This window comes from Streptococcus sp. HMSC076H09, from assembly GCF_001811765.1.
GTDB lineage: Bacteria > Bacillota > Bacilli > Lactobacillales > Streptococcaceae > Streptococcus > Streptococcus agalactiae.
In genome coordinates this window covers 231,696-254,634 of sequence record NZ_KV806604.1, presented here as the reverse complement: position 1 = coordinate 254,634, position 22,939 = coordinate 231,696, and the positions used below count along the sequence as shown (strand labels likewise).

The 22,939-nt window shown below is 35.1% G+C and carries 24 protein-coding genes; 8 read left to right on the top strand and 16 right to left on the bottom strand.

The genetic code is table 11. The features are described 5' to 3' along the window. From HMPREF2818_RS06425 to HMPREF2818_RS06415, 3 genes are all read left to right on the top strand, one after another. On the top strand, positions 1-1,147 hold a 1,147-nt coding region (locus tag HMPREF2818_RS06425), incomplete at its 5' end, for an ABC transporter substrate-binding protein/permease (protein WP_083306298.1). Then, positions 1,147-1,887: an amino acid ABC transporter ATP-binding protein gene (locus HMPREF2818_RS06420; protein ID WP_000818887.1), complete on the top strand. Its 741-nt coding sequence runs from the start codon at positions 1,147-1,149 to the stop codon at positions 1,885-1,887. The genes HMPREF2818_RS06425 and HMPREF2818_RS06420, both read left to right, overlap by 1 nt. A gap of 148 nt (positions 1,888-2,035) precedes the next feature. After that, on the top strand, positions 2,036-2,386 hold the full coding sequence (locus tag HMPREF2818_RS06415; RefSeq protein ID WP_000656279.1) for a hypothetical protein: 351 nt from the start codon (positions 2,036-2,038) through the stop codon (positions 2,384-2,386). Positions 2,387-2,477: 91 nt separating this feature from the next. Here the strand turns inward: HMPREF2818_RS06415 and HMPREF2818_RS06410 are convergent, their stop codons facing one another. The 3 genes from HMPREF2818_RS06410 to HMPREF2818_RS06400 are packed head-to-tail and all read right to left on the bottom strand — an operon-like array spanning position 2,478 to position 4,164. After that, positions 2,478-2,636, bottom strand: coding sequence for a hypothetical protein (locus HMPREF2818_RS06410; protein WP_000502594.1), 159 nt, complete (start codon positions 2,634-2,636; stop codon positions 2,478-2,480). A gap of 25 nt (positions 2,637-2,661) precedes the next feature. Beyond that, complete coding sequence (gene obgE, locus HMPREF2818_RS06405) at positions 2,662-3,975, bottom strand: GTPase ObgE (protein ID WP_000061665.1); 1,314 nt, start codon at positions 3,973-3,975, stop codon at positions 2,662-2,664. Positions 3,976-4,035: 60 nt separating this feature from the next. Next, positions 4,036-4,164 carry a DUF4044 domain-containing protein gene (locus HMPREF2818_RS06400; protein ID WP_000863865.1) on the bottom strand — a complete coding sequence of 43 codons (129 nt, stop codon included), beginning with the start codon at positions 4,162-4,164 and terminating at the stop codon, positions 4,036-4,038. 177 nt (positions 4,165-4,341) lie between these two features. Here HMPREF2818_RS06400 and HMPREF2818_RS06395 point away from each other — a divergent pair, with 177 nt between their 5' ends. Further along, entirely contained in the window at positions 4,342-5,583 is a 1,242-nt protein-coding gene (locus HMPREF2818_RS06395) for an aminopeptidase (RefSeq protein WP_000244039.1), read from the top strand. Between the two features lie 33 nt (positions 5,584-5,616). On the opposite strand, the gene HMPREF2818_RS06390 is transcribed toward HMPREF2818_RS06395, so the two are convergent. The 4 genes from HMPREF2818_RS06390 to HMPREF2818_RS06375 form a co-directional block, all read right to left on the bottom strand. Continuing rightward, on the bottom strand, positions 5,617-6,195 hold the full coding sequence (locus HMPREF2818_RS06390) for an LPXTG-anchored serine-rich surface protein, SAK_1503 family (RefSeq protein WP_001865292.1): 579 nt from the start codon (positions 6,193-6,195) through the stop codon (positions 5,617-5,619). A gap of 109 nt (positions 6,196-6,304) precedes the next feature. Further along, complete coding sequence (locus HMPREF2818_RS06385; protein WP_000824611.1) at positions 6,305-8,347, bottom strand: amidase family protein; 2,043 nt, start codon at positions 8,345-8,347, stop codon at positions 6,305-6,307. Positions 8,348-8,431: 84 nt separating this feature from the next. Next, on the bottom strand, positions 8,432-9,154 hold the full coding sequence (locus tag HMPREF2818_RS06380; RefSeq protein ID WP_001234921.1) for a pseudouridine synthase: 723 nt from the start codon (positions 9,152-9,154) through the stop codon (positions 8,432-8,434). Between the two features lie 190 nt (positions 9,155-9,344). Beyond that, on the bottom strand, positions 9,345-10,187 hold the full coding sequence (locus HMPREF2818_RS06375; RefSeq protein WP_070518637.1) for an aldo/keto reductase: 843 nt from the start codon (positions 10,185-10,187) through the stop codon (positions 9,345-9,347). Positions 10,188-10,453: 266 nt separating this feature from the next. On the opposite strand from HMPREF2818_RS06375, the gene HMPREF2818_RS06370 reads away from it, so the two are divergent. The 4 genes from HMPREF2818_RS06370 (at position 10,454) to HMPREF2818_RS06355 (ending at position 14,180) form a co-directional block, all read left to right on the top strand. After that, positions 10,454-11,128, top strand: coding sequence for an NAD(P)H-dependent oxidoreductase (locus HMPREF2818_RS06370; RefSeq protein WP_000159254.1), 675 nt, complete (start codon positions 10,454-10,456; stop codon positions 11,126-11,128). Positions 11,129-11,215: 87 nt separating this feature from the next. After that, positions 11,216-11,608 carry a lactoylglutathione lyase gene (locus HMPREF2818_RS06365; protein WP_001116199.1) on the top strand — a complete coding sequence of 131 codons (393 nt, stop codon included), beginning with the start codon at positions 11,216-11,218 and terminating at the stop codon, positions 11,606-11,608. Between the two features lie 128 nt (positions 11,609-11,736). Beyond that, complete coding sequence (locus HMPREF2818_RS06360; protein WP_001196765.1) at positions 11,737-12,663, top strand: glycosyltransferase family 2 protein; 927 nt, start codon at positions 11,737-11,739, stop codon at positions 12,661-12,663. A gap of 128 nt (positions 12,664-12,791) precedes the next feature. Beyond that, positions 12,792-14,180 (top strand): amino acid permease, encoded by a 1,389-nt coding sequence (locus HMPREF2818_RS06355; protein ID WP_000042127.1) that lies wholly within the window; start codon positions 12,792-12,794, stop codon positions 14,178-14,180. A gap of 83 nt (positions 14,181-14,263) precedes the next feature. On the opposite strand, the gene smpB is transcribed toward HMPREF2818_RS06355, so the two are convergent. The 9 genes from smpB to mutM form a co-directional block, all read right to left on the bottom strand. Continuing rightward, on the bottom strand, positions 14,264-14,731 hold the full coding sequence (gene smpB / locus HMPREF2818_RS06350) for an SsrA-binding protein SmpB (RefSeq protein ID WP_000238456.1): 468 nt from the start codon (positions 14,729-14,731) through the stop codon (positions 14,264-14,266). 2 nt (positions 14,732-14,733) lie between these two features. Then, positions 14,734-17,139 (bottom strand): ribonuclease R, encoded by a 2,406-nt coding sequence (gene rnr, locus HMPREF2818_RS06345; protein ID WP_000659935.1) that lies wholly within the window; start codon positions 17,137-17,139, stop codon positions 14,734-14,736. A gap of 112 nt (positions 17,140-17,251) precedes the next feature. Further along, positions 17,252-17,488 (bottom strand): preprotein translocase subunit SecG, encoded by a 237-nt coding sequence (gene secG, locus HMPREF2818_RS06340; protein ID WP_000282513.1) that lies wholly within the window; start codon positions 17,486-17,488, stop codon positions 17,252-17,254. Positions 17,489-17,534: 46 nt separating this feature from the next. Next, on the bottom strand, positions 17,535-17,681 hold the full coding sequence (gene rpmG / locus HMPREF2818_RS09895) for a 50S ribosomal protein L33 (RefSeq protein ID WP_001873241.1): 147 nt from the start codon (positions 17,679-17,681) through the stop codon (positions 17,535-17,537). Beyond that, positions 17,678-18,847 (bottom strand): multidrug efflux MFS transporter, encoded by a 1,170-nt coding sequence (locus tag HMPREF2818_RS06335; RefSeq protein ID WP_000312381.1) that lies wholly within the window; start codon positions 18,845-18,847, stop codon positions 17,678-17,680. The genes rpmG and HMPREF2818_RS06335 overlap by 4 nt, the downstream gene beginning before the upstream one ends. A gap of 195 nt (positions 18,848-19,042) precedes the next feature. Further along, positions 19,043-20,689, bottom strand: coding sequence for a hypothetical protein (locus HMPREF2818_RS06330; RefSeq protein WP_000200921.1), 1,647 nt, complete (start codon positions 20,687-20,689; stop codon positions 19,043-19,045). After that, on the bottom strand, positions 20,679-21,380 hold the full coding sequence (locus HMPREF2818_RS06325) for an ABC transporter ATP-binding protein (RefSeq protein WP_000424353.1): 702 nt from the start codon (positions 21,378-21,380) through the stop codon (positions 20,679-20,681). The genes HMPREF2818_RS06330 and HMPREF2818_RS06325 overlap by 11 nt, the downstream gene beginning before the upstream one ends. Positions 21,381-21,503: 123 nt before the next feature. Continuing rightward, positions 21,504-22,097: a dephospho-CoA kinase gene (gene coaE / locus HMPREF2818_RS06320; protein WP_000930248.1), complete on the bottom strand. Its 594-nt coding sequence runs from the start codon at positions 22,095-22,097 to the stop codon at positions 21,504-21,506. Continuing rightward, on the bottom strand, positions 22,088-22,909 hold the full coding sequence (mutM, locus tag HMPREF2818_RS06315; RefSeq protein ID WP_001114602.1) for a DNA-formamidopyrimidine glycosylase: 822 nt from the start codon (positions 22,907-22,909) through the stop codon (positions 22,088-22,090). The genes coaE and mutM overlap by 10 nt, the downstream gene beginning before the upstream one ends. Positions 22,910-22,939: the final 30 nt, after the last annotated feature.

Below are 22,939 nucleotides of genomic sequence, written 5' to 3'. Positions count from 1 at the left end.
CTTTGATTTTTCTGATCCTTATTACACATCTAGCGTTATCTTAGCGGTTAAAAAAGGAAGCAATGTCAAATCATACCAAGATTTAAAAGGAAAAACAGTTGGTGCTAAAAATGGTACTGCCTCATATACTTGGTTATCAGACCACGCAGATAAGTACAACTATCATGTTAAAGCATTTGATGAAGCATCTACAATGTATGATAGTATGAACTCAGGTTCAATTGATGCTCTAATGGATGACGAAGCAGTTCTTGCTTACGCTATTAATCAAGGTCGTAAATTTGAAACACCTATCAAAGGTGAAAAATCAGGCGATATCGGATTTGCAGTGAAAAAAGGGGCAAATCCAGAATTAATTAAAATGTTTAACAACGGTCTTGCTTCACTCAAAAAATCGGGTGAGTACGATAAACTTGTTAAAAAATACCTTTCCACAGCCAGCACCTCTTCAAACGATAAAGCTGCTAAACCTGTAGATGAATCAACTATTTTAGGGTTAATTTCTAATAACTACAAACAATTGCTATCTGGTATTGGAACTACTTTAAGTTTAACTCTTATCTCATTTGCGATTGCTATGGTTATTGGTATTATCTTTGGTATGATGAGCGTATCACCAAGTAATACTCTCCGCACAATTTCAATGATTTTTGTTGATATTGTCCGTGGTATTCCACTCATGATTGTGGCCGCTTTTATTTTCTGGGGTATTCCTAATTTAATCGAAAGCATCACAGGTCACCAAAGTCCAATTAATGACTTCGTTGCTGCTACTATCGCTCTTTCTTTAAATGGTGGTGCGTACATTGCTGAAATTGTACGTGGTGGTATTGAAGCTGTTCCTTCTGGTCAAATGGAAGCAAGTCGTAGTTTAGGTATTTCTTACGGCAAAACTATGCAAAAGGTTATCTTGCCTCAAGCAGTACGCCTTATGTTACCAAACTTTATCAACCAATTTGTCATCTCATTAAAGGATACAACAATTGTATCAGCAATCGGACTTGTGGAACTCTTCCAAACTGGTAAAATCATAATTGCACGTAACTATCAATCATTCCGTATGTATGCTATCCTTGCAATTATGTATCTTGTAATCATTACCCTTCTCACCCGTCTAGCAAAACGTTTAGAAAAGAGGCTTAAATAATGGCAGAATTAAAAATTGATGTCCAAGATTTACACAAGTCGTATGGGCAAAATGAAGTTTTAAAAGGTATTGATGCTAAATTTTATGAAGGTGATGTTGTTTGTATTATTGGACCTTCTGGTTCAGGAAAATCAACTTTCCTTCGCACATTGAACTTACTTGAATCAATCACAAGTGGAAAAGTTGTTGTGGACGGCTTTGAGTTATCAAACCCAAAAACAGACATAGACAAAGCACGTGAAAATATCGGAATGGTATTTCAACACTTCAATCTTTTCCCACATATGTCAGTTCTTGAAAACATCACTTTTGCTCCTATAGAACTTGGTAAAGAATCTAAAGAAGCAGCTGAAAAGCATGGGATGGAATTACTTGAAAAAGTTGGTTTAGCCGATAAAGCTAATGCCAAACCAGATAGTTTATCTGGAGGACAAAAACAACGTGTAGCTATCGCAAGAAGCTTAGCGATGAATCCAGATATCTTACTTTTTGACGAACCAACTTCTGCACTTGATCCAGAAATGGTTGGAGATGTTCTCAATGTTATGAAAGATTTAGCTGAACAAGGTATGACTATGTTAATTGTGACACACGAAATGGGATTTGCTCGTCAAGTTGCCAATCGTGTTATCTTTACAGATGGTGGTCGTTTCCTCGAAGATGGGACACCTGAGCAAATCTTTGATACACCTCAACACCCACGTCTCCAAGACTTCCTTAATAAAGTTTTAAACGTTTAATAAAAAAGATGACTTCGTGTCATCTTTTTTTATATCCTAATCACAAACAAATTATAATAGGATAAGTTTTCTTCTAAAATTAGCAAAACATCAGCTAGAATGTTTGAATAATGTTGCACAAGGGCTTTCAGTATGATAATATAGCAGTATGAAAGACTATATTAACAGAATATTGCACTTTATTAAAGAACATATGACTTATCATGTCAACTTTATAGATGACTTTTTAGATATTAAATGGGAAAAGGTGAGTAACATCCATTTAAGGTTTTGGACAACTATTATTGCTTATTTAGTTATTTTTATCTTAAGTATCTCTACCGTAATTCTTAACCTTGTACTTCTTTTTCAAGGATTCTTAACGCAAAACCCTATTATTTACTTACTATTTTTTATAACTTTAGTTTGTGCTTTTTATTTTGCTTATAAATTTATTACTTATACTCCAACCATTGTAAAAAATGCTCTTCAGTATATCAAAAAGCTCAAAAACGTTTAAAATAATAAAGTAATCTGTACCTTAACACTCTATCAATTATGTTTTAGAGTCTTTTTTCATACCAAAATAACTAAAAAGGATAGTTACTTAACTATCCTTTTTCTTTTGCTAATTTTTCGCGTTCTAAACGAAGTTTACGATTAGGATTTAATGTGTTAAAGAGTTCTTCTAATTTTTCAGCATTCCAGACATCGGCCGCTGAAACAAAATTCCCATCTTTATCACGAAATGATATCGGTTTATCTCCCATAAAAAACCTCCAATCAAGTACTGCATTAATCTACAAATTCAAATTCGAAGTTACCTATACGAACAATATCTCCATCCTTAGCTCCGCGCTCTCGAAGGGCTTCATCAACGCCCATACCACGTAACTGACGAGCAAATTTCATTATTGATTCATCGCGTTCCATATTTGTCATAACAAAGAGTTTTTCTAGCTTATCACCATACAATACCCACGTTGCATCATCATCACGTGTAATCTCAAATGGACGTTCATCTTCGTTAAATCCATAGTATGCTTCATCTTCTTGCATGTCAGTTTCGTCATAAAGAAGAAACTCTTCTGTATTGGCTAATAATTCAGCCGTCGCATCCATAAGGTTTTCTAGTCCTTGATGTGCTAAACTTGAAATTGGAAAAATCATAGGCATGTCATCAAACTCATCATAGTTTGCTGCTAATTTTTCTTTGAATGCTGCCAAATTCTCTTCTGAATCAGGCATGTCCATTTTATTGGCAACAATAATTTGCGGACGTTCCATCAATCGAAGATTGTAAGTTTCCAACTCATTATTAATTGAAACATAGTCATCGTAAGGGTCTCGTCCTTCACTTGCCGACATATCAATAACATGTAGAATAACACGTGTACGCTCAATATGTCTAAGAAACTGAGTTCCTAATCCGACACCTTGACTAGCCCCTTCAATCAAACCAGGAAGATCAGCCATTGCAAAGCTATCACCTGATTTTGTACGAACCATCCCTAAATTAGGGACAATTGTCGTAAAATGATAGGCACCAATTTTAGGCTTTGCTGCTGAAACAACACTAAGTAGCGTCGACTTCCCAACTGATGGGAAACCAACGAGACCAACATCAGCCAAAATTTTTAATTCTAATTGTAATTCACGTTCTTCACCAGGCTCCCCATTTTCAGCAATTTCAGGAGCTGGATTACGTGGGGTTGCAAAGCGAATATTTCCACGACCACCGCGGCCACCTCTGGCTACAACGAATTCCTGATCATGCTCCACAAGGTCGGTAATAACCTTACCTGTAGTAGCATCACGAACAGTTGTTCCAGGTGGTAATGACACAATAAGGTCTTCCGCACCTCGACCGTGCATACCTTTAGTCATCCCTTTTTCACCAGCTTTTGCTTTAAAATTACGGTTATATCGAAAATCCATCAAAGTTCGTAAACCTTCGTTTACTTTAAAAATGACCGATCCGCCTTTACCGCCATCACCGCCCCACGGGCCTCCATTGGGGACATATTTCTCACGGCGAAAAGCAACCATGCCATCACCACCGCGACCTGCCTTAACACTAATTTTGGCAGTATCTAAAAACATACTCATTTCTAAAATTCCTATTCTTTATTCTATTCAGTATAAAAAAACGCTTTACAGCGTTTCTCATTACATGATTGCACTAATAGCACCAAATACCAAACCACCAACTGTTACTAGTACCATCAAAATAACAACAAAAAGAGTTAGTTTTTCAAACCCAGTTTTTTTTCGTTGTCCGTTATCTCCAAAAGCCACTCATGTCACCTCATTTACTGAATATATAGTTAAGTCTATATTAACACGAAACGTCTTATTTCGCAAACTACAAACCGTTAGCTTAAATATATCTTTATTAAATCGCTTCCATATTTCCTTGTGCTTTATAAGAGTTTATGATAAATTATAAAAAATAGTAAATTTAAAGGAGCTAGTATGGTTTTACAAGATTTCGACAACCTTTTAAAAAAATATGCCCAATTAATTATTTCTAAAGGTTTAAATGTCCAAAAAGGGCACACTCTCGCTTTAACAATCGATGTGGAACAAGTCCACTTAGCAAGGCTTTTAACTGAAGCCGCTTATGAAAAGGGAGCAAGTGAAGTTATTGTTGATTATACAGATGATTTTATCACGCGCCAGCGACTACTTCATGCTTCAGATGAAGTTCTCACGAATGTTCCACAGTATACCGTTGATAAATCTTTAGCACTATTAAATAAGAAGGCTAGTCGATTAGTTGTGAAATCTTCTAACCCTAACGCTTTCGCTACTGTTGATCCTAAACGTTTATCTGAAACAACTAGAGCAACCGCTATTGCCTTAGAGGAACAAAGTAGAGCAATACAAGCTAATAAAGTATCTTGGAACGTGGCTGCAGCTGCTGGTAGAGAATGGGCTGCACTTGTCTTCCCAGAATTAAAAACAAGCGACCAACAAGTTGATGCTCTTTGGGATACCATTTTCAAATTAAATCGTATTTATGAAGATGATCCTATTGCTGCTTGGGACGCACATGAAGCTAAATTATTAGAAAAAGCTACTAGACTAAATCAAGAACAATTTGATGCTCTTCATTATACCGCACCAGGTACAGATTTAACGCTTGGTATGCCTAAAAATCATATTTGGGAGGCAGCCGGTAGTCTCAACGCTCAGGGAGAGACTTTTATCGCTAATATGCCTACTGAAGAAATCTTTTCAGCACCTGATTACCGTCGTGCAGATGGGTATGTGACAAGTACAAAACCTCTCAGTTATGCTGGCGTTATTATCGAAAATATGACATTTACCTTTAAAGACGGTAAAATTATCAATGTCACTGCAGAAAAAGGGCAAGAAACAGTCCAACGCTTAATCGAGGAAAATGATGGGGCAAGATCGCTTGGGGAAGTTGCACTTGTCCCACATAAAACACCAATTTCACTATCTGGACTGATTTTCTTTAATACTTTATTCGATGAAAATGCCTCTAATCACCTCGCTATTGGATCTGCATATGCCTTCAATGTAGAAGGAGGAACAGAAATGACAAGTCAAGAATTGGATGAAGCTGGTTTAAATCGTTCTTCAACACATGTTGATTTTATGATTGGTTCAGAACAAATGGATATTGATGGTATTCGTGCAGATGGAACTGCTGTCCCAATCTTTAGAAATGGCGAATGGGCTATTTAAATATAAAAAGGAGGTTAGTCCTCCTTTTTATATTTAATAAAGTTTCATTTTCTTATTGTAAAAACTTAATGATAACAGAATAATCCCTCCCGTAGATGCTATTACAGTATCTGAGTGGCTATCTCCTGTTTTAGGAAGTTCCTTTTTAGGCTTACTGTGGCCTTTTTTCCCATCATTTGCTTTTGAAGATGATGATTCATCGCGATCCACTTCTTCTTGATCACTACTTGCTTTACTAAAATTCTTAATACTATCTTCTGAAATTAATACTTTTGTTCCACTAGAAATATCCTTATTATTGCCAATTTCTGTCTTCGTTCTACCATCAGGCTTGTTCTCTTCACTAGGTGAGGGTTGCGATGGTTCTGTTGTAGGTGGATTAGTTGACGGATTTGTTTCTGGTTCACTTGATGAACTCGATTCATTTTCAGAAGAAGAACCAGTACTAGACTGGTCTAGTTCATCTGATCTTTTCTCCTCAGATAAGGTCGTAGTCACGACACTCGTGTCAGTATTCTTATCACTTGTATCAGCATAACCGATTGATGAATAAGTAGCACATGTTAAGACAGTAAGTGCTACCATCGTTAAAATCTTATTTTTCACTTTCATATTATTTCCTATTTTATAATTCCTTACATCTTCATTATAATTTATTACAACATAAAAATCGAAAATATGATACTAAAAAGTGAAAAATAGGAATTATTTTACATTACAATCAACTTTTCTGATTCTTTTTTGTTACAAAGCTAAAACAAGCTAATAAAAGGGTTACTACTAAAACTGGAGATAGGCTTGATTCTGTATCACCTGTTTTAGGAAGTGCTTTTTGATATGCCATTACGGATGGTTTATTTTTAACAGACGATTTCATCCATTTTTTAGAGATAGATACTTGAGTAACTTGTGAATTTTCTTCTAAATTTACTAATGATGAATGAGCTTTAAAGAGGGAGTTAGTAGGCTGTATTAGGCCAGTAGATGGTTTCACTTCTTTATCTATTATTCTTTGCCATTTAACATTAAAACCATGATGTTTTTCAAAGAAAGTTGCAAATTTAATTAATACCATATCATAGTTTGCACCTGCCATTAACATCGTCCCTATGGGTAAACCAGACTCAGATAAGTAAGTCGGGATACTGATAGCTGGGAGTCCTGTCATATTAGCAATTTGTGTAAAAGGTGTTCTACGCAACATAGGCTCCCACTGGCGATTAAAGAGAGCAATTCTTTCTTCTTGGCTCAAGTTTTCCATATTATAAATCGCTCTTTTATCTTCCTCTGTTACATATGGATCTGTATTTAGAGGGGCTAAACTTGCGGTCGTTGGCGATAAGAAAATAGGAAATTGCTTGTGAAGCTTCTCCATTGCCTTACGATAATCATCCATATGTTTTTGGGCTTCCATAATAGATTTCTTAAGTTCAGCCTTATCTGAATTTTGATAAATAACATGAACTGCCCAAGTAATAGGATCAACGTCTTCTTTAGTAAAACCATGTTTTTTTAAGTCTTTTTCAATTGTTGAAAAAGCTCCTCCCATGCCAATAGCCAAGGTTGAATAATCACGCATTAATGCTCTACCATCAATTGGTAAGTCTATCTCTGTTACTTTGAATCCTTGTTTTCTTAAGAATGTGACGTTGTCCATAATAGCGTTTTTAGCATCTTGACTAACTTCTGTTCCCATTGGTGATTTCAAAGTATAAGCAATTGGTAAAGATTTTAAATCATTAACTGATACTAGCGTTTGATCGCTTTTCTTTAGATAAGTTAATAATGTTTCTGCGTCTCTAGATGACTTAGTTAATGGAAAATGAACTGCTGTACTATACGAATCTGGCTTTTCATTACTCACCAATCCTCTTGTTGGTTTTAAACCTACCAAGCCCGTCCAAGAAGATGGAATACGGATAGAACCACCAGCATCACTACCGCTAGCAATTGGCGTCATTCCGCTAGCAATGGCTGCTGCACTTCCACCAGAAGAGCCACCAGCATTATGAGCAAGATCCCAAGGATTATGCGTTAGACCGTATAATTTAGAATCTGTTATATTACGCCACCCATACTCTGGAAAGTTCGTTTGTCCTAAAATAATAAATCCTAAATCTTTATATTTTTTGACATAGCTACTGTCAAATGTGCTAATTTTTCCATCTGCATAGATCAAGCCATTATTGGTTTCACCACCTTTAATACTGTGCCCTAACCCCTTGACTAACAAGGGAACACCTAAAAACGGCTGATTGGTATCTTTAAGTTTTCTAGCCTCTTCAATAGCTTCTTGGCGTCTAGTAGTAATGACTGCATTTAAAGATGGGTTTTCTTTAGCAATAATATCGTATGCCATATTAACGAGTTCCTCACTAGTAACTTGACCACTTCTCACCATGTTGGCTAAATCTTTACCATCTTTTTGTTTGTAAGTCTCTTCAGTTAACTTAGTAGAAGTACTCTCAACGACAGGACTTGATTGAGTTGTTTTTAAAGCATCTGGAGCTGAAATATGATGAGGCGTGTCAACTGTTGTAAGCGCCGCAGAATTATCTGGTTTTACTTGACCTATTACAGATTGTCCTGATTCTGATACAAATTTTGCGGTAGGATTACTGTCATTAGTTTGAACGATAGTATTTGTAGTAGGAACTACTGAAGCACTTGTCTCAGTACTATTAGCATAGATACTGCTAGTATTCATTGCAGCAGCTAACGTTAAAACCGTCACCGTATTAAGAATAAAGTATTTACGTTTCATTTGATCTTCCAATCTAAAAAAGTATACGTTTACATTATAATCTAAGTGTTATCAAATTGCTAAAATATTAACTGTTGTTTTATATTATTGCATATATTTTTCTAATTTTTCTATTTCTTTTATTGTTAGCCGTCTCCATTGTCCACTTTCTAGCTGTTTATCTAATTGTAGATTTCCCATCCTTAGACGCTTTAGCTCTAAGACTTCCTTACCACACGCAGCAACCATACGTTTAACTTGATGGAATTTTCCTTCCTTAATAGTGATTTTAACAAGACTCTGCTTCTTCACCTGATTTACTTCCACAATTTCTAATAATGCTGGTAAACAAGTAAAATCTTTCAGAATAATCCCTTTATCAAATGCCAAAATATCGTCTTCTGTCATTATCCCTGAGATTTTTGCCTCATAGCATTTATCAACGTGTTTTTTAGGTGATAACATTTTATGCGCTAATTCCCCATTATTAGTTATTAACAAAAGGCCTGTTGTATCAATATCTAAACGCCCCACTGGAAAAACAGCTTTATCTCGAGCAGTTTTGTCTAGCAAATCTAACACGGTTTTATGCGAAGGATCATCCGTTGCTGATATAACACCTTTGGGTTTATGAAGCATATAATAAACAAACTTTTCATATGACACTAGAGTTCCATTATATTTAATCTCATCTCTATATTCATCTACCTGTACTTTTGGAGATGTCTCGCTATTACCATTAACACTAATCTGCTTTTTTTTCAATATTAATTTGACTTGAGTACGTGAACCAAGTCCGCATTCTACTAAAAATTTATCAAGTCTCATTTAGATGTTATAACCTCTTTCGATAATGATATATTGTAAAGGATTTTACCATATTCATCCTTTATTACTACTTTTCTAGTAATATTATCATTAATATATTCTCCTCGTCAATGGAGGTCTTAATGGTTCTCTTAACTTTAAGGAACTATCCCACATAAAAAAGATGGAAATACATTTCCATCTTTTCTTATTAAAATGAGACATTATCTGGATCTTTGGGTTTAATACCTGAATCTAGTTGTATTAAGGTAGTAATATCATCTTCGTTTAATTGAAAATCAAAAATATCAAGGTTTGCTTCAATATTTTTGGGAGTCGCTGACTTAGGTAATGGTAAAAAGCCATTATCAAGTGACCAGCGAAGAGCTACTTGTGCAACTGATTTACCATATTTTTCAGCAATAGCTTTTATAGATTCATTTTCAAAAATAGCACCTGTTCCAAATGGACTGTAAGCTTCTAATAAGATATCATTTCCTTTACAGAAGCGAACCAAATCCTCTTGAGCACAACCTGGTGCTAGGATAATTTGATTAACCATAGGTTTTATTTCGGCAGTTTCAAATAAAGCCTCTAAGTGATGTTTCATGAAATTCGAAACACCAATAGCTTTTACCTTTCCTTCTTTATAAGCTTCTTCCATCGCTTTCCAAGTGCCTGCATTCCCAGCTTTCCACGCATCATTTTCACGAAGAGCTTTTGGATTTGGCCAATGAATCAAAAGAAGATCAATATAATCAACACCTAATTTCTGCAGAGATTCATCAATAGAAGCTTTGGCTAAATGATAGTCATGTTTGTCATTCCAAATCTTAGTTGTCAAAAAGATACTTTCTCGCACCAAACCACTGTCTCTTCTAGCAGGTCCAACACTGTGTTCGTTGCCATAAATCTGAGCAGTATCAATATGAGTATAACCAACTTTTAAAGCATGAGTCACTGCCTTATAAGCTTCTTCACCTTCAGTTAGTTGCCATGTCCCAAAACCAATTTTAGGAATGTTAAGAGTATTCGATAGAGTATATGTTTCCATAACAATCTCCTTTTCTATGTGACAAAAATGAATTTCATAGTGAAAAACATCTATTTTAAACATCTAAATGATAGTTTGATATATGGTATTATCCCCTCCTTATGTAAAATTATATAACTTTCTTCATCAAAACCCTATCATTTTGTTCATTCCCTTTATTTTTCTGACAGTCATTAGAATTTTGTAGCTCTACTTTGCCACGATACCGCCTGCTGAGATTTTTTCTAAATTGTGATATGATAGCATTAATAACAGGAGGATCTAAAATGACAAAAGAAGATATCAAAAAACAAGTTCGAAGAGCTTTTGATTTTCGTATGGCGATTCGTGTTTATAATAATAATGATATTCCTAAAGAAGATATGGAGTATATTTTAGACACTGCTTGGTTGAGTCCTTCTTCAGTCGGTTTAGAAGGCTGGCGATTTTTAGTACTAGATAGACAAACAATTGCAAAATTTCGAGATAAACTTAAGGAAGTTGCTTGGGGAGCACAATATCAACTAGATACTGCTAGTCACTTTGTTTTACTACTAGCTGAAAAAGGTGCTTATTATAACGCTGATAGCATGATCAACAGTCTCGTTCGACGTGGTCTAGGTGATCCAGCCGCCCTTGAGAGTAGGATACCTCTCTACAAATCTTTCCAAGAAAACGATATGAAAATTGATTCTGAACGTTCTCTTTGGGATTGGACAGCAAAACAAACTTATATCGCACTTGGTAATATGATGACGGCTGCTGCTATGATCGGCGTAGATTCATGCCCAATTGAAGGATTTGACTATGAAAAGGTCAATAATATCCTTAGTAAAGAAGGGTTAATAGACGATAAGAAAGAAGCTATTTCTTGTATGGTTTCATTTGGTTATCGTTTGCGTGAACCTAAACATTCCCGTGCTAGGAAAGAACGTCAAGAGGTCATTACTTGGGTTGAGTAAATAGACAGCCTAATTTATAATCAATATTTTTGAAAAGACAATTTTATTTTGACATAATACGTTTAATAAAGAAATAGGAGAGAGACTATGCCATTTTTACATACTTGTATTCGCGTTAAAGATTTGGACGCCTCAATTGCTTTTTATCAAGAAGCACTTGGTTTTAAGGAAGTTCGTCGCAATGACTTTCCTGAAAATCAATTTACTTTAGTCTATATGGCCCTAGAGGACGACCCTAGTTACGAATTAGAGTTAACCTATAACTATGATCACGAAGCTTATGATTTAGGAAATGGGTATGGTCATATTGCTGTTGGTGTAGACGATTTGGAAACTACTTATGATGCCCATCAGAAAGCTGGTTACTCTGTAACAAAAATTTCTGGATTACCAGGTAAACCTAATATGTTCTACTTTATTCAAGATCCAGATGGCTATAAAATTGAAGTTATTCGACTCAGTCAATTTAAAGCTGACTAATAACATCTCATCATATTAAGTTAAGGACTGAGGCAAAAACCTAGTCCTTTTTATGATTACCTTATAATCTTTCTATTTTTTCCCATATTATGTTAAAATTTAAGCAAGAATGATACGGAGAATTACAAATGGCTTTATTATCAGTTATTGTCCCTTGTTATAATGAACAAGAGACTGTCTCAACTTTTTTAACAGAAATCAAAAAAGTTGAATCCGAAATGGCTCGTTACACCCATTTTGAATATATTTTCGTAAACGATGGTTCTACCGATCGTACACTCGAACTTCTTAAGAAAGCAGCTAGACAATTTGACAATGTTCATTACCTTTCATTTTCACGCCATTTTGGTAAAGATGCTGCTTTATTGGCTGGTTTAGAACATACTACTGGTGATTTTATTACTGTTATGGATGTTGACTTGCAAGATCCACCCACTTTATTACCAGAAATGTACCTAAAACTTCAAGAAGGTTATGATATTGTCGCTACAAGGCGGAAAGATCGTAAAGGGGAGCCGTTGATACGCTCTCTTTTTGCCAAGCTTTTTTATAAATTAATCAATCAAGTGTCAGATACTAAAATGGTTGATGGTGCGCGTGATTTTCGTCTCATGACAAAACAAGTTGTTGACAGTATTCTCGAGCTAAATGAAGTGAATCGCTTCTCAAAAGGGATTTTTTCCTGGATTGGGTATGATGTCGCTTATATCAGTTATGAGAATCGAGAACGAATTGCGGGTAAGACCTCATGGAGTTTCTTTAATCTCTTAAAATACTCTCTAGACGGTTTCATCAACTTCTCAGAAATTCCATTAGCTATAGCTACCTGGATTGGAACTCTTAGTTCAGTACTATCACTTTTAGCTATCATTTTTATTATTATTCGAAAATTACTATTTGGGGATCCCGTTTCAGGTTGGGCAAGCACAGTTACCATCGTGCTTTTTATGGGTGGTATTCAGTTATTGTCGCTAGGAATTATAGGCAAATACATCTCTAAGATTTTCCTAGAAACTAAAAAACGCCCAGTCTATATTGTCAAGGAAGAGGGATGAATTGAAATCTCTTAGCTCACTTAGCTAGGAGATTTTATCATAGAAAAATATTGTATAGTAATTATTGCGAATTTTGCAAAAAAATTATATAATAAAGGAGTTTTTCAAAAATAGATGGAGTATTTATAATGTCAAAAAATAATAATGACCACACTCAAAAATCTGAGAATGGTATGGTACGCGGCCTAGAAAATCGTCACGTACAGTTAATTGCGATTGCAGGGACAATCGGAACTGGGCTTTTTCTTGGTGCAGGTCGTTCAATTAGCCTGACGGGTCCTTCAATAGTTCTTGTCTATGCTATCACTGGCGCTTTCATGTTCTTCATGATGCGTGCTATTGGAGAGATGCTTTATCAAGATCCAAATCAGCATACTTTTATTAATTTCATTACCAAATATTTAGGACCCGGTTGGGGATTTTTCTCAACACTTTCTTATTGGATTTCCCTAATATTTATCGGTATGGCAGAGATTACAGCCGTAGGAGAGTATGTTCAATTTTGGTTCCCTGAATGGCCATCCTGGATTATCCAAATTGTTTTTTTAGCTATCCTAAGTTCTATCAACTTAATTGCCGTAAAAGCATTCGGAGAAACCGAGTTTTGGTTTGCTATGATAAAAGTTATTGCAATTCTTGGTTTAATAGCAACCGGTATCTTTATGGTATTAACAAACTTTGACACCGGTCACGGATACCACGCTTCAATCTCAAATATCACCAATCATTTTGAATGGTTCCCTAAAGGTAAATTGAATTTCTTCATGGCTTTCCAAATGGTATTCTTTGCTTATTTAGCTATTGAATTTGTCGGAGTAACAACTTCTGAAACAGCTAATCCACGTAAAGTTTTACCAAAAGCAATCCAAGAAATTCCGATGCGTATTATTTTATTCTACGCAGGTTCATTATTAGCAATTATGGCCATCTTCCCATGGCAACAGTTACCAGTTAATGAGTCACCTTTCGTTACAGTATTCAAACTAGCTGGGATTAAGTGGGCTGCCGCTTTGATTAACTTTGTTGTCCTAACGTCTGCAGCATCTGCTCTTAATTCTACTTTATACTCAACAGGGCGTCATTTATTCCAATTGGCTAATGAATCACCAAATACTCTTACAAAAGCGTTAAAATTAGACCAATTATCTCGTCAAAGCGTTCCAAGTCGAGCTATTATTGCATCAGCTGTAATCGTTGGAGCTTCAGCACTTATCAGTGTTTTACCTGGTATTTCAGATGCCTTCTCCTTAATTACTGCATCATCTTCTGGTGTTTACATTTCTATCTATGTTCTTATTATGATTGCACATTGGAAATATCGTAAATCACCTGATTTTATGGAAGATGGTTATAAAATGCCTGCTTACAAAATCCTTTCACCAATCACACTTCTCTTCTTCCTCTTTGTATTCGTTTCTCTCTTCTTGCAAGATTCAACATACATCGGGGCTATTGGAGCAACCATCTGGATTATTGGATTTGGTTTATATAGTCACTTCAAACATAAATCACATTAAGTCTATATTATCAGTGAAGTTGGTCAATCAACTTCACTTTTTTCGTCCAAAAAAGGTTAGGCAATTGCCTAACCTTTTGATAATCATCGTGAATTATAGTTTTTTAACTGACGGGCAATATCACGGTTTTGCTCACGACGTTTGATAGACTCTCGCTTATCATAATCATGTTTTCCTTTTGCCAAACCCAATAGAACTTTAGCAAAACCATCTTTTAAGTAAACTTTTAGAGGTACCAGAGTCATACCAGTCCCTTTCAGTTCATTTGATATTTTTTCAATCTCACGTTTTTTTAGTAATAACTTTCGTGTACGATCAGGATCTTGATTCCATATATTACCTTGATCGTATGGTGTAATATGAACATTAATCAACCACGCTTCACCATTTTTTATTTGTGCATATCCATCTTTCAATGTAATACGCGCTGCGCGGACACTTTTGATTTCTGTTCCTGTCAAAACAATTCCTGCTTCTATTGTTTCAACGATAGTATAGTCGTGATGCGCTTTTTTATTTTGTGCTACAACGTTTCCTTGACCTTTAACCATACTTAACCTTTCTTAGATTTCCGTTTTTGACCTTTCTTAGCAACGCCTTTATAGAAAGTTTTTTTCGTTTTTTTCTTGGTTGAACCTGTTGTTCTATCGTCTTTGTGATGATGTGATTTGCTATCCGAGTTCCTTTTGGGTTTTCGAGATGCTTTTTTCTTAGATGTATTTTTGTTCTTATTATCACGCTCAGAAATTCTATGCTGAAGTTCTCGTTTAGAACTTCGATTAGGACGACCCTCACGCGAACTTTTACTTACCTTTTCGACAATATCAAAATCTGATGGTAAATAATCAAAATCGATATCACCAGTTTCCTTATCAGAACGAATCAACTTAACCTTAATTTGTTGACCAACACGGAAAACTTTCCCAGATTTCTCACCTTGAAGCGTCAGCGTACGTTCATTAAAGTGATAATATTCAGGCAAGGTCGTTACGTGAATCAATCCTTCAATAGTATTTGGTAATTCTACAAACATACCAAATTTAACAACGCTTGCAACCACACCTTCAAATTCCTCACCAACATATTCTTCCATATATTCAGCTTTCTTCATTGCCTCTACAATACGTTCAGCATCAATGGCACGTCTCTCAAGACTAGACGTTTGAGTTGCAATTTCTGGGATAAGGTTAGCAAAATGATCAGCTTTATCCATCGCTTTATCACCATAATCACGAATCATACGATGAACTAACAAGTCTGGATAACGTCGAATGGGGCTAGTAAAGTGAGTGTAATATTCCGCAGCAAGTCCATAATGTCCATGGTTGTGTTCAGAATATCTAGCTTGTTGCATCGAGCGCAATAACATCATAGATAACACTTCACTTCCTGGCTGCCCTTGTACTTTTTTCATAAAGTCCTGTAAAGCAGATTGGGTGATTTTAGTTGCTGTTCCTTGAATGTGAACACCGAAAATAGAAGCATAATCGATGAATTTTTGTAATTTTTCAGCTTTAGGCTCTTCGTGTATACGATAAATAAATGGTAATTTTAGACGAGCATAATGTTCAGCAACCGTTTCATTTGCCGCCAACATAAATGACTCAATCATGCGTTCAGCAATGCCTCTGTTGCGAATAACAATATCAACTGGCATTCCCTTATCATTAACCATAATTTTTGCTTCAGATGTGTCAAAATTCAGCGCTCCACGACGCGTACGCATAGCTTCCAAAGTATGGTGTAAAGTAACCATATGCTGTACTGAGGGCACAATAGACTCATATTCTGAGCAGATTTCCTCATCGCCAGCAATAATATCATTTACAGCAGTATAAGTCATACGATAAGTGGTATTAATCACTGACTGTGTAATTTGATGATTAACAACTTTCCCATTTTGGTCAATTTCCATAATACAAGACTGCGTTAAACGATCAAGATTTGGATTTAATGAACATATACCGTTAGATAGACGCTCTGGTAACATTGGTACAACGCGATCTGTGACATATACGGACGTACCACGACTAAGTGCTTCACGATTTAAGGCAGAGCCTTCAGTAACATAGTATGATACATCTGCGATATGAACTCCAAGTTCAAAATGACCATTATCCAGTAATTTAATATGCACAGCATCGTCTAAATCTTTGGCGTCAGCTCCATCAATAGTGAAAGTGACCTCTTGACGTAAATCAACACGCCCAATTAAATCTTTCTCCGTTGGAGCATCTGGGATAGCATTAGCTTCTGCAATAACGTCCTCAGGAAATTCTGAGACGATATCCATACTTTCCAAGACTTCTAAAACATCAATACCAACATCTCCTTGATGTCCAACGATATCACGGACACTTGCTACGAAGTAATCATGTCCTCGTGTCGGATATTTATCAATATCTACTTTGATAATTTCTGTTCCGTCTAAAACGACCGGTTCTTTGCGTATATAAATTTTTTGATTAATTTTTTGATTTTTTGATTTGATATATCCTGCGTATTTAGGGCGCTCATCGTCTAAGACAAACTTACCAACAAGCGTCTTTAAACTACGTTCAACAATATTAACAACACGCGCTTCTGCTGCAGTCCCTTTAAGACGGTCCGCTGGTTTCTTTACAACAGCTTCTACTGTGTCACCATCAATAGCATAAGCAATATCGTTTTTTCCGATAAACATATCATCTTCGTCTTGGTCAATACTAAGAAAACCAAATCCTGCTTTATTTGCTCTAAAAAGACCTCTTACTGTGATTTCCTTTTTCTTAGCTTCTTTCTTTCGAAGAGAAAGACTTCCATTATCGTCAAATCTTAATTGCCTGTGGCTCTCCAAATTTGAGATTGTTTTGATTAATTTTGGAAATGCTTTTGCGCCTGCCATATCTAGGGCAGCAGCTAAGTCATTAACGCTGGTTTTACCGTGTTCTTCCAAATATTTTATAATTTTTTCTTTCATTATTTCCTTTTCTAGTAACTTTAGTCACTTTATTATTACTCTACAACCATTCTACTAACAAAAAGTGAGGTTGGGCTATCCCCCATCCTCACTTATCTGTATTTAGCTATCATTAATGACTTGATAAAATAGATAATACTAAGCCGATTAGTAGCCAGAAAAAGACTAAAACACCTGTAAAACGTTGCATAAAAGCTTCAAATCCTCGAGCTTTACTACGTTCAAAAAGGGCTTCAGAACCGCTACTATCAAAAACATTACTACTTGGATTCTTTTGTGGTTGCATGAAAATTGAGATAATCAATAATACTGATAAAACAAGTAGAATGGTGAGTAATAGGTTATACATGTTAATTCCTCCACTATGGTCAAAGTACATTCTAACATAAAACTTATTAAGATTCAATATGTAGTGTTACTTTTCTCTCCTTTGGGCAATACTTTGGAACCTCGATTTTATCGGGATGATTACTTTTATTCTTACTGGTTAAATAATTCTTACTACCACAAGAGCTACACTTTAAATTAATTTTAACTCTCACACAATTTCCTTAACTCTAATATATTTTCTAAAATTAATAAAACACCAAACAAAATTAGCTAAAACGATGAAGCTAGTCACAAAGAAAACCCATCGGAATCCTAAATGAATAGAAACTGCTGAACCGACAAAAGGACCTAATACTTGTCCTAAATTGCTAAACATTTGGTTATAACTGAAAATCCTTGATAAACCTTGTCTTGGAGCAATTTTAGTCAAGATTGAATTAATACTCGGCATCAAGGCACCTGTTCCAAAACCATACAGGAATCTAATAACCCCTAACTGTAATGAAGTCTGTGCCAATGAACATAAAACATACATGAGGAAACTATACAGTAGAGCTAATAATAGCAAACGATGATTGCCTATGCGATCCCCGATTCTTCCTAGCTTTGGACTACTCAGAATACTAGAGAATCCCATACCAGAAACAATTAATCCGGAAACAAACATCAAGTTTTCAGTCTGTCCTAAATGACGAATGTAAAGTGTTAAAATAGGTGCAATTGATTGTGCAGAAATTTGAATAATCATGCTTGTTACAAACAGCCCTATTAAAATTTGTAAGCTTTTAACGCTTTTGAACACTTCTGTAGTTGGCATGGTTTCTTCGTTAGAAATGGGTTTGAAATCTTCCTTTACCATAAAAATGGTCATTAAAGTAGATATTAACAATATGGTTCCCACTAATAAAAAAACTTCCCTAATACCAAACCACTCTGCTAAAAGTCCCCCTAAAAGTGGACCAATTAACATACCTCCAGTCACTCCTGTCGCTAAGGTTCCTAAGGCATATCCTGATTCCTCTTGAGGAGCTTGACTTGCTATCAAAGCTGTAGAGTTAGGTACATAGCCTGCAAAAATGCCGTTTAATATACGTAAAATCAGAAGTCCTGTAACACTATGAATGAAAGCAAGGCCTCCCATAGTAAAAGTCATCATCAACCCTGCTCTTACCATCATCGGTTTTCTACCATATTTATCAGCTAAGCGCCCCCATAATGGGGCAACTAAAGCTGAAGACAAGGCTGATAAGGATACTGATAGGCCTGCATACCACTCTACTTTGTTGCTAGGTGCTCCTAATTGTTCTACATATAATACCATAAAAGGCATAACAAGTGAAAAGCTTGCCCCAGTAAAAAAATTACCGAGCCAAGCCACTTTTAAATTTTGCTTCCAGTTAACCGTTTCAACTGAGATAAAACATCATCTTCTTTCTAAACTTTTCTACCACTAACTATCTTAGCAGTTTTATTGAGATTTAACATCTATTTGAGATGTTATTTCCATTATAATTTCCTTTATGTAACTAAACCTATGTTATCACATGCCTCTGTTATTATACCACAATTAAAATTAACTTTTTAAACGGAAAGTTTTTGGAGCAAATACTACAACTGCTAAATAGCCAATAATTAAAATAACAACTATAATTCCTAGGCTTACTAATAATATTGGCATCGTTATAGATTTAGTAAAGGTAAATAGCTTATATCCCATATAGTATATAATAAAGGTTAAAATATTATACATAGCACTCTTTGATTTTAATCCTTCTGTAAAAGGCTGTAAGAAGAAATAAAGATACAAAAAGTAAAAACTAAATAAAATCATTGATATAGCTTGTGTAATTACTAATATGATAATCTGATCAATCTTAGGGGTGAAAAAATTAAAATAATAGGTTCCAAAACATATGTTTAAAGCTACAAAAATGGGGAAATTAAGTTTTATACTATAAAGGAAACGTATTTTTAAGGTTGCTAAGATATTTTCTCTTTCACGATAGAAATTATATCTTAATAATGGACGATCCAAATGATAGAAACAAAATTTTGAATAGGATTCACCGATATATATTAGATATCCTGGAACTGCACTCAAAAATAGGAATTTTGAAAAACTATGCTCATTCATCGGAATATTTATCTTTTCTTTAAAAAATAGCAGGAAAAGGAGTTCTATTCCAAACAGAACACTTAAAACAGCTAAACGTACCAAAATTTTCCTTTGCAAGTATCTACTCATCCGTTTTAAAAAGATAGCGTTTAAATATGAAATACCTGATAAATTTTCAAATAGCAGGGGAGAAAGTTCACTGACATTTATATCCCTATCTTTCATTTCAATCCCAAGCAGCTCTATATTATCAATCTTTGCAATTTTCTCCTTCATCGTCTCATGCGTTAGGGTAAGGTAGGTCAAGTGGTTAAGTTTAGAATAAGTTTTTAATCGATAGTAACTAACTAACCATATGATAAGTCCTGCAATACCGGTGTACCATGAAAAAAATGGATATGGAGAGAACTGTTTGCCAAGAAGAAGGAAAAAGAGAGAAAGGAAGACTCCTATACCAATCCCTAAGTAAAATAAAATATTTAGTAAAGACTCTGGATTCTCTTGGTCTTTACCTCTACCATATAAAGGTAAACAGTGCACCTTGATTCCAAGGCGACTACCTGCTAAAAATAAAGCAAAAGTCAAACCATGCCAAAAAGCAAAGTGATTTAAATGGAAAAATATGCCAAAGCTCAAACTTCTAAAAAATAGTTCACTACTGGCTTCTAAAAGTTCAGCGGATTGGAAATACCTCGATGGCTCAATTCTGAAAAGGCGAATCATATGAGTTTGTTGCATATCATTAGGTTCTATAAGTTTTATATAGAAATTTATGACAATTAAAAGAGAGGTAATCACCATCAATGTTAAAGTTAGGGTAAAACCTTCTTGCGGTAAAATATTTAACTGCTTCATGCCACTTCTAACAAAAAATGATAAAACATAACAATATAGTACGTAACCTATGGAACGACCAAAACCTCTTAAGAAAAAGAAAATGATACGAATAAATAGTACTACACCTTTTATATCATCGGTTTTAAACCATCGGTTAGGGATTTTTCTTCCCAACCAGGGGATTTTCTGAAGGTAATATAAAAAACTATTATAAGCTCTAGCACTATCAATCTGTAATATAGACCATATTAATGCTTTACTTGTCATATTCATCTCCCTTCAACACTTGAAGAAGACGCTCTTCGAATTGTTCATGTTTACGATCAATATCTAATGTTTGGAGTTTTCCTTTGTCTAATACAGCCACAATATCACATAGATCTTCTGCTAAGGCCATTATATGAGTTGATAATATAATAATATGATCCTCACTTAATTCCAACAAAAGGCGTTTTATTGCAATACTTGATACAACATCAACTGCAGTCAGTGGCTCATCTAGTAAAATTACTTTTGGCTTAGAAATCATCAGGCAAATTAATGAGAGCTTACTCTTCATTCCATCAGAATATCCTTTGATAATTCTATGACGCTCTGTTTGTCCTATTTCCATAAAATCTAAATAATCATCTATTGTCATTAAATCATCTGAAGGATGTAAATCCATGTAAAATTTTACAAATTCATACCCTGTTAAAAATTCTGGAAGGTAGTTTTCGGAATAAACAATACCAATATCCTTATCGGTAAGAGGATACTCGTGATTATCCTTCAATAAACAAATGGTCCCGTTGTCAGCTGCAAGATCCCCATAAAGTATATTAAATAAAGTTGTTTTCCCAGCACCATTCCTACCTAAGACCCCTGTTATTTTACCTGAATAAAATCGGTAACTTGCTCCTCTCAAGACCTCTGTTTCCTGAAACCGCTTACGAATATCTCTAATTACTAACTCCATAAAAACTCCTTTGAAAGTAAACCTTTTATATCATTGTACTATTACTGTGGTTTAATCGCAAGTTTTTTAAAACTAGTGTAATAAAGACAAAAAATGGATAAATACATTATCCATTTAGTAGTTCTATAAACGTTGAAGAGCATCCAATATTTGCTCTTTTAAAGTTATTAAATCACCATTATTATTAATAATAAGACTAGCGAAACTTTTTTTATCTGTTAAAGGCATTTGGTGTGAAAGTCGTAATTCTGCTTCTTCTCGACTGTAGTTGTTACGGGCCATTAATCGTTGTAATTGTTTTTCTTTATCAACAAATACCAACCAAATCTCATCAAACCATTTTATATACTTTTCTTCAATCAATAAAGGAATATCCACGAAAAATATCTCTTCTGTTTGTTTTAATTGGTCGCGCTGACATGCTAACTCTTGACGAATGATACTATTTTGTAGCCTAGCTGATGTCTTCATATTGTCTGGATTAGCAAAAATCATTTGAGAAAGCTTTGGTCTATCCAACTCACCATCAGCATCAAGTATCTCGGGACCCAACCATTCTAATAAAGCTTGGTAAAGTTTCCCACCCTTAGCTTGCAATTTATGAACCACTTGATCCGCATCTATGACTTTAAAACCTGATTCTCGTATTATTTTTGTTACCGTTGACTTTCCAGAAGCTATCCCTCCTGTCAGTCCTATTATTTTTGTCATAAGCATTGACACCGAGGGCAATAATGCGTCCCTCTCCCTCCTACTTTTATCTTCTTAATTAAACAACCACACCTTGGACACGGTTGCCCAGTTTTACCATAGACCTGTAAATACTTTTGCATCGTACCGTCCTCTCCAAGAGCATTCTTATATGTTCTAATCGTGGAGCCACCTTTTTCGATGCCTAAAGTTAAAATGCGAATAATTTCCTTGTGTAATAAGCTTGTTTCAGATTCGGTCAATTGATTAGCCAAACGCTGTGGGTGAATTTTTGCTGCCCACAAGACTTCATCTACGTAAATATTTCCAAGTCCTGCTACTAATCTCTGATCTAATAGTAAAGGTTTTATTGGCTTTTTGGAGTTTGCTAAGCCTTTTGAAAAAGGCTCAAATTGAAATGTGTCAGCAGTTGGCTCAGGACCTAATTTTTTTTGAGTAAAATAATCTTTGAGAGATGATTTACGAACCAACTCAAATGTCCCAAATTTACGGACATCTTGGTAAACCAATGTGCTGCCATTAGTCAATTTGAAATAAAGGTGAAAATGTTTGTTATCTGGTACTTTATTTGGGAAGAGTAGATATTTTCCTTCCATGCGTAAATGTGATACCATAACCATTTCACCAAAATCAAAAAGAAGATACTTCCCTCGTCTCAATACCTGTTGAATTGTTTTTCCTGGTAGACTTATCATAAAGTCATTCAAATCAGTTTTCACCATTTTAGGGACTTTAATCGTTATAGAAGCTATTTCTTGATTAACTACAAGTCTTTCTAGTCCTTTTCTAACGGTTTCTACTTCTGGTAATTCTGGCATAAATATATAGTCTAAAAATCAATAGTCATT

Bases quoted from the DNA above. Each gene is read 5' to 3' on its own strand.
- HMPREF2818_RS06420 (WP_000818887.1), top strand. From the start codon at position 1,147: ATGGCAGAATTAAAAATTGATGTCCAAGATTTACACAAGTCGTATGGG.
- HMPREF2818_RS06415 (WP_000656279.1), top strand. From the start codon at position 2,036: ATGAAAGACTATATTAACAGAATATTGCACTTTATTAAAGAACATATG.
- HMPREF2818_RS06410 (WP_000502594.1), bottom strand. From the start codon at position 2,636: ATGGGAGATAAACCGATATCATTTCGTGATAAAGATGGGAATTTTGTT.
- obgE (WP_000061665.1), bottom strand. From the start codon at position 3,975: ATGAGTATGTTTTTAGATACTGCCAAAATTAGTGTTAAGGCAGGTCGC.
- HMPREF2818_RS06395 (WP_000244039.1), top strand. From the start codon at position 4,342: ATGGTTTTACAAGATTTCGACAACCTTTTAAAAAAATATGCCCAATTA.
- HMPREF2818_RS06390 (WP_001865292.1), bottom strand. From the start codon at position 6,195: ATGAAAGTGAAAAATAAGATTTTAACGATGGTAGCACTTACTGTCTTA.
- HMPREF2818_RS06385 (WP_000824611.1), bottom strand. From the start codon at position 8,347: ATGAAACGTAAATACTTTATTCTTAATACGGTGACGGTTTTAACGTTA.
- HMPREF2818_RS06380 (WP_001234921.1), bottom strand. From the start codon at position 9,154: ATGAGACTTGATAAATTTTTAGTAGAATGCGGACTTGGTTCACGTACT.
- HMPREF2818_RS06375 (WP_070518637.1), bottom strand. From the start codon at position 10,187: ATGGAAACATATACTCTATCGAATACTCTTAACATTCCTAAAATTGGT.
- HMPREF2818_RS06370 (WP_000159254.1), top strand. From the start codon at position 10,454: ATGACAAAAGAAGATATCAAAAAACAAGTTCGAAGAGCTTTTGATTTT.
- HMPREF2818_RS06365 (WP_001116199.1), top strand. From the start codon at position 11,216: ATGCCATTTTTACATACTTGTATTCGCGTTAAAGATTTGGACGCCTCA.
- HMPREF2818_RS06360 (WP_001196765.1), top strand. From the start codon at position 11,737: ATGGCTTTATTATCAGTTATTGTCCCTTGTTATAATGAACAAGAGACT.
- HMPREF2818_RS06355 (WP_000042127.1), top strand. From the start codon at position 12,792: ATGTCAAAAAATAATAATGACCACACTCAAAAATCTGAGAATGGTATG.
- smpB (WP_000238456.1), bottom strand. From the start codon at position 14,731: ATGGTTAAAGGTCAAGGAAACGTTGTAGCACAAAATAAAAAAGCGCAT.
- rnr (WP_000659935.1), bottom strand. From the start codon at position 17,139: ATGAAAGAAAAAATTATAAAATATTTGGAAGAACACGGTAAAACCAGC.
- secG (WP_000282513.1), bottom strand. From the start codon at position 17,488: ATGTATAACCTATTACTCACCATTCTACTTGTTTTATCAGTATTATTG.
- HMPREF2818_RS06330 (WP_000200921.1), bottom strand. From the start codon at position 20,689: ATGACAAGTAAAGCATTAATATGGTCTATATTACAGATTGATAGTGCT.
- HMPREF2818_RS06325 (WP_000424353.1), bottom strand. From the start codon at position 21,380: ATGGAGTTAGTAATTAGAGATATTCGTAAGCGGTTTCAGGAAACAGAG.
- coaE (WP_000930248.1), bottom strand. From the start codon at position 22,097: ATGCTTATGACAAAAATAATAGGACTGACAGGAGGGATAGCTTCTGGA.
- mutM (WP_001114602.1), bottom strand. From the start codon at position 22,909: ATGCCAGAATTACCAGAAGTAGAAACCGTTAGAAAAGGACTAGAAAGA.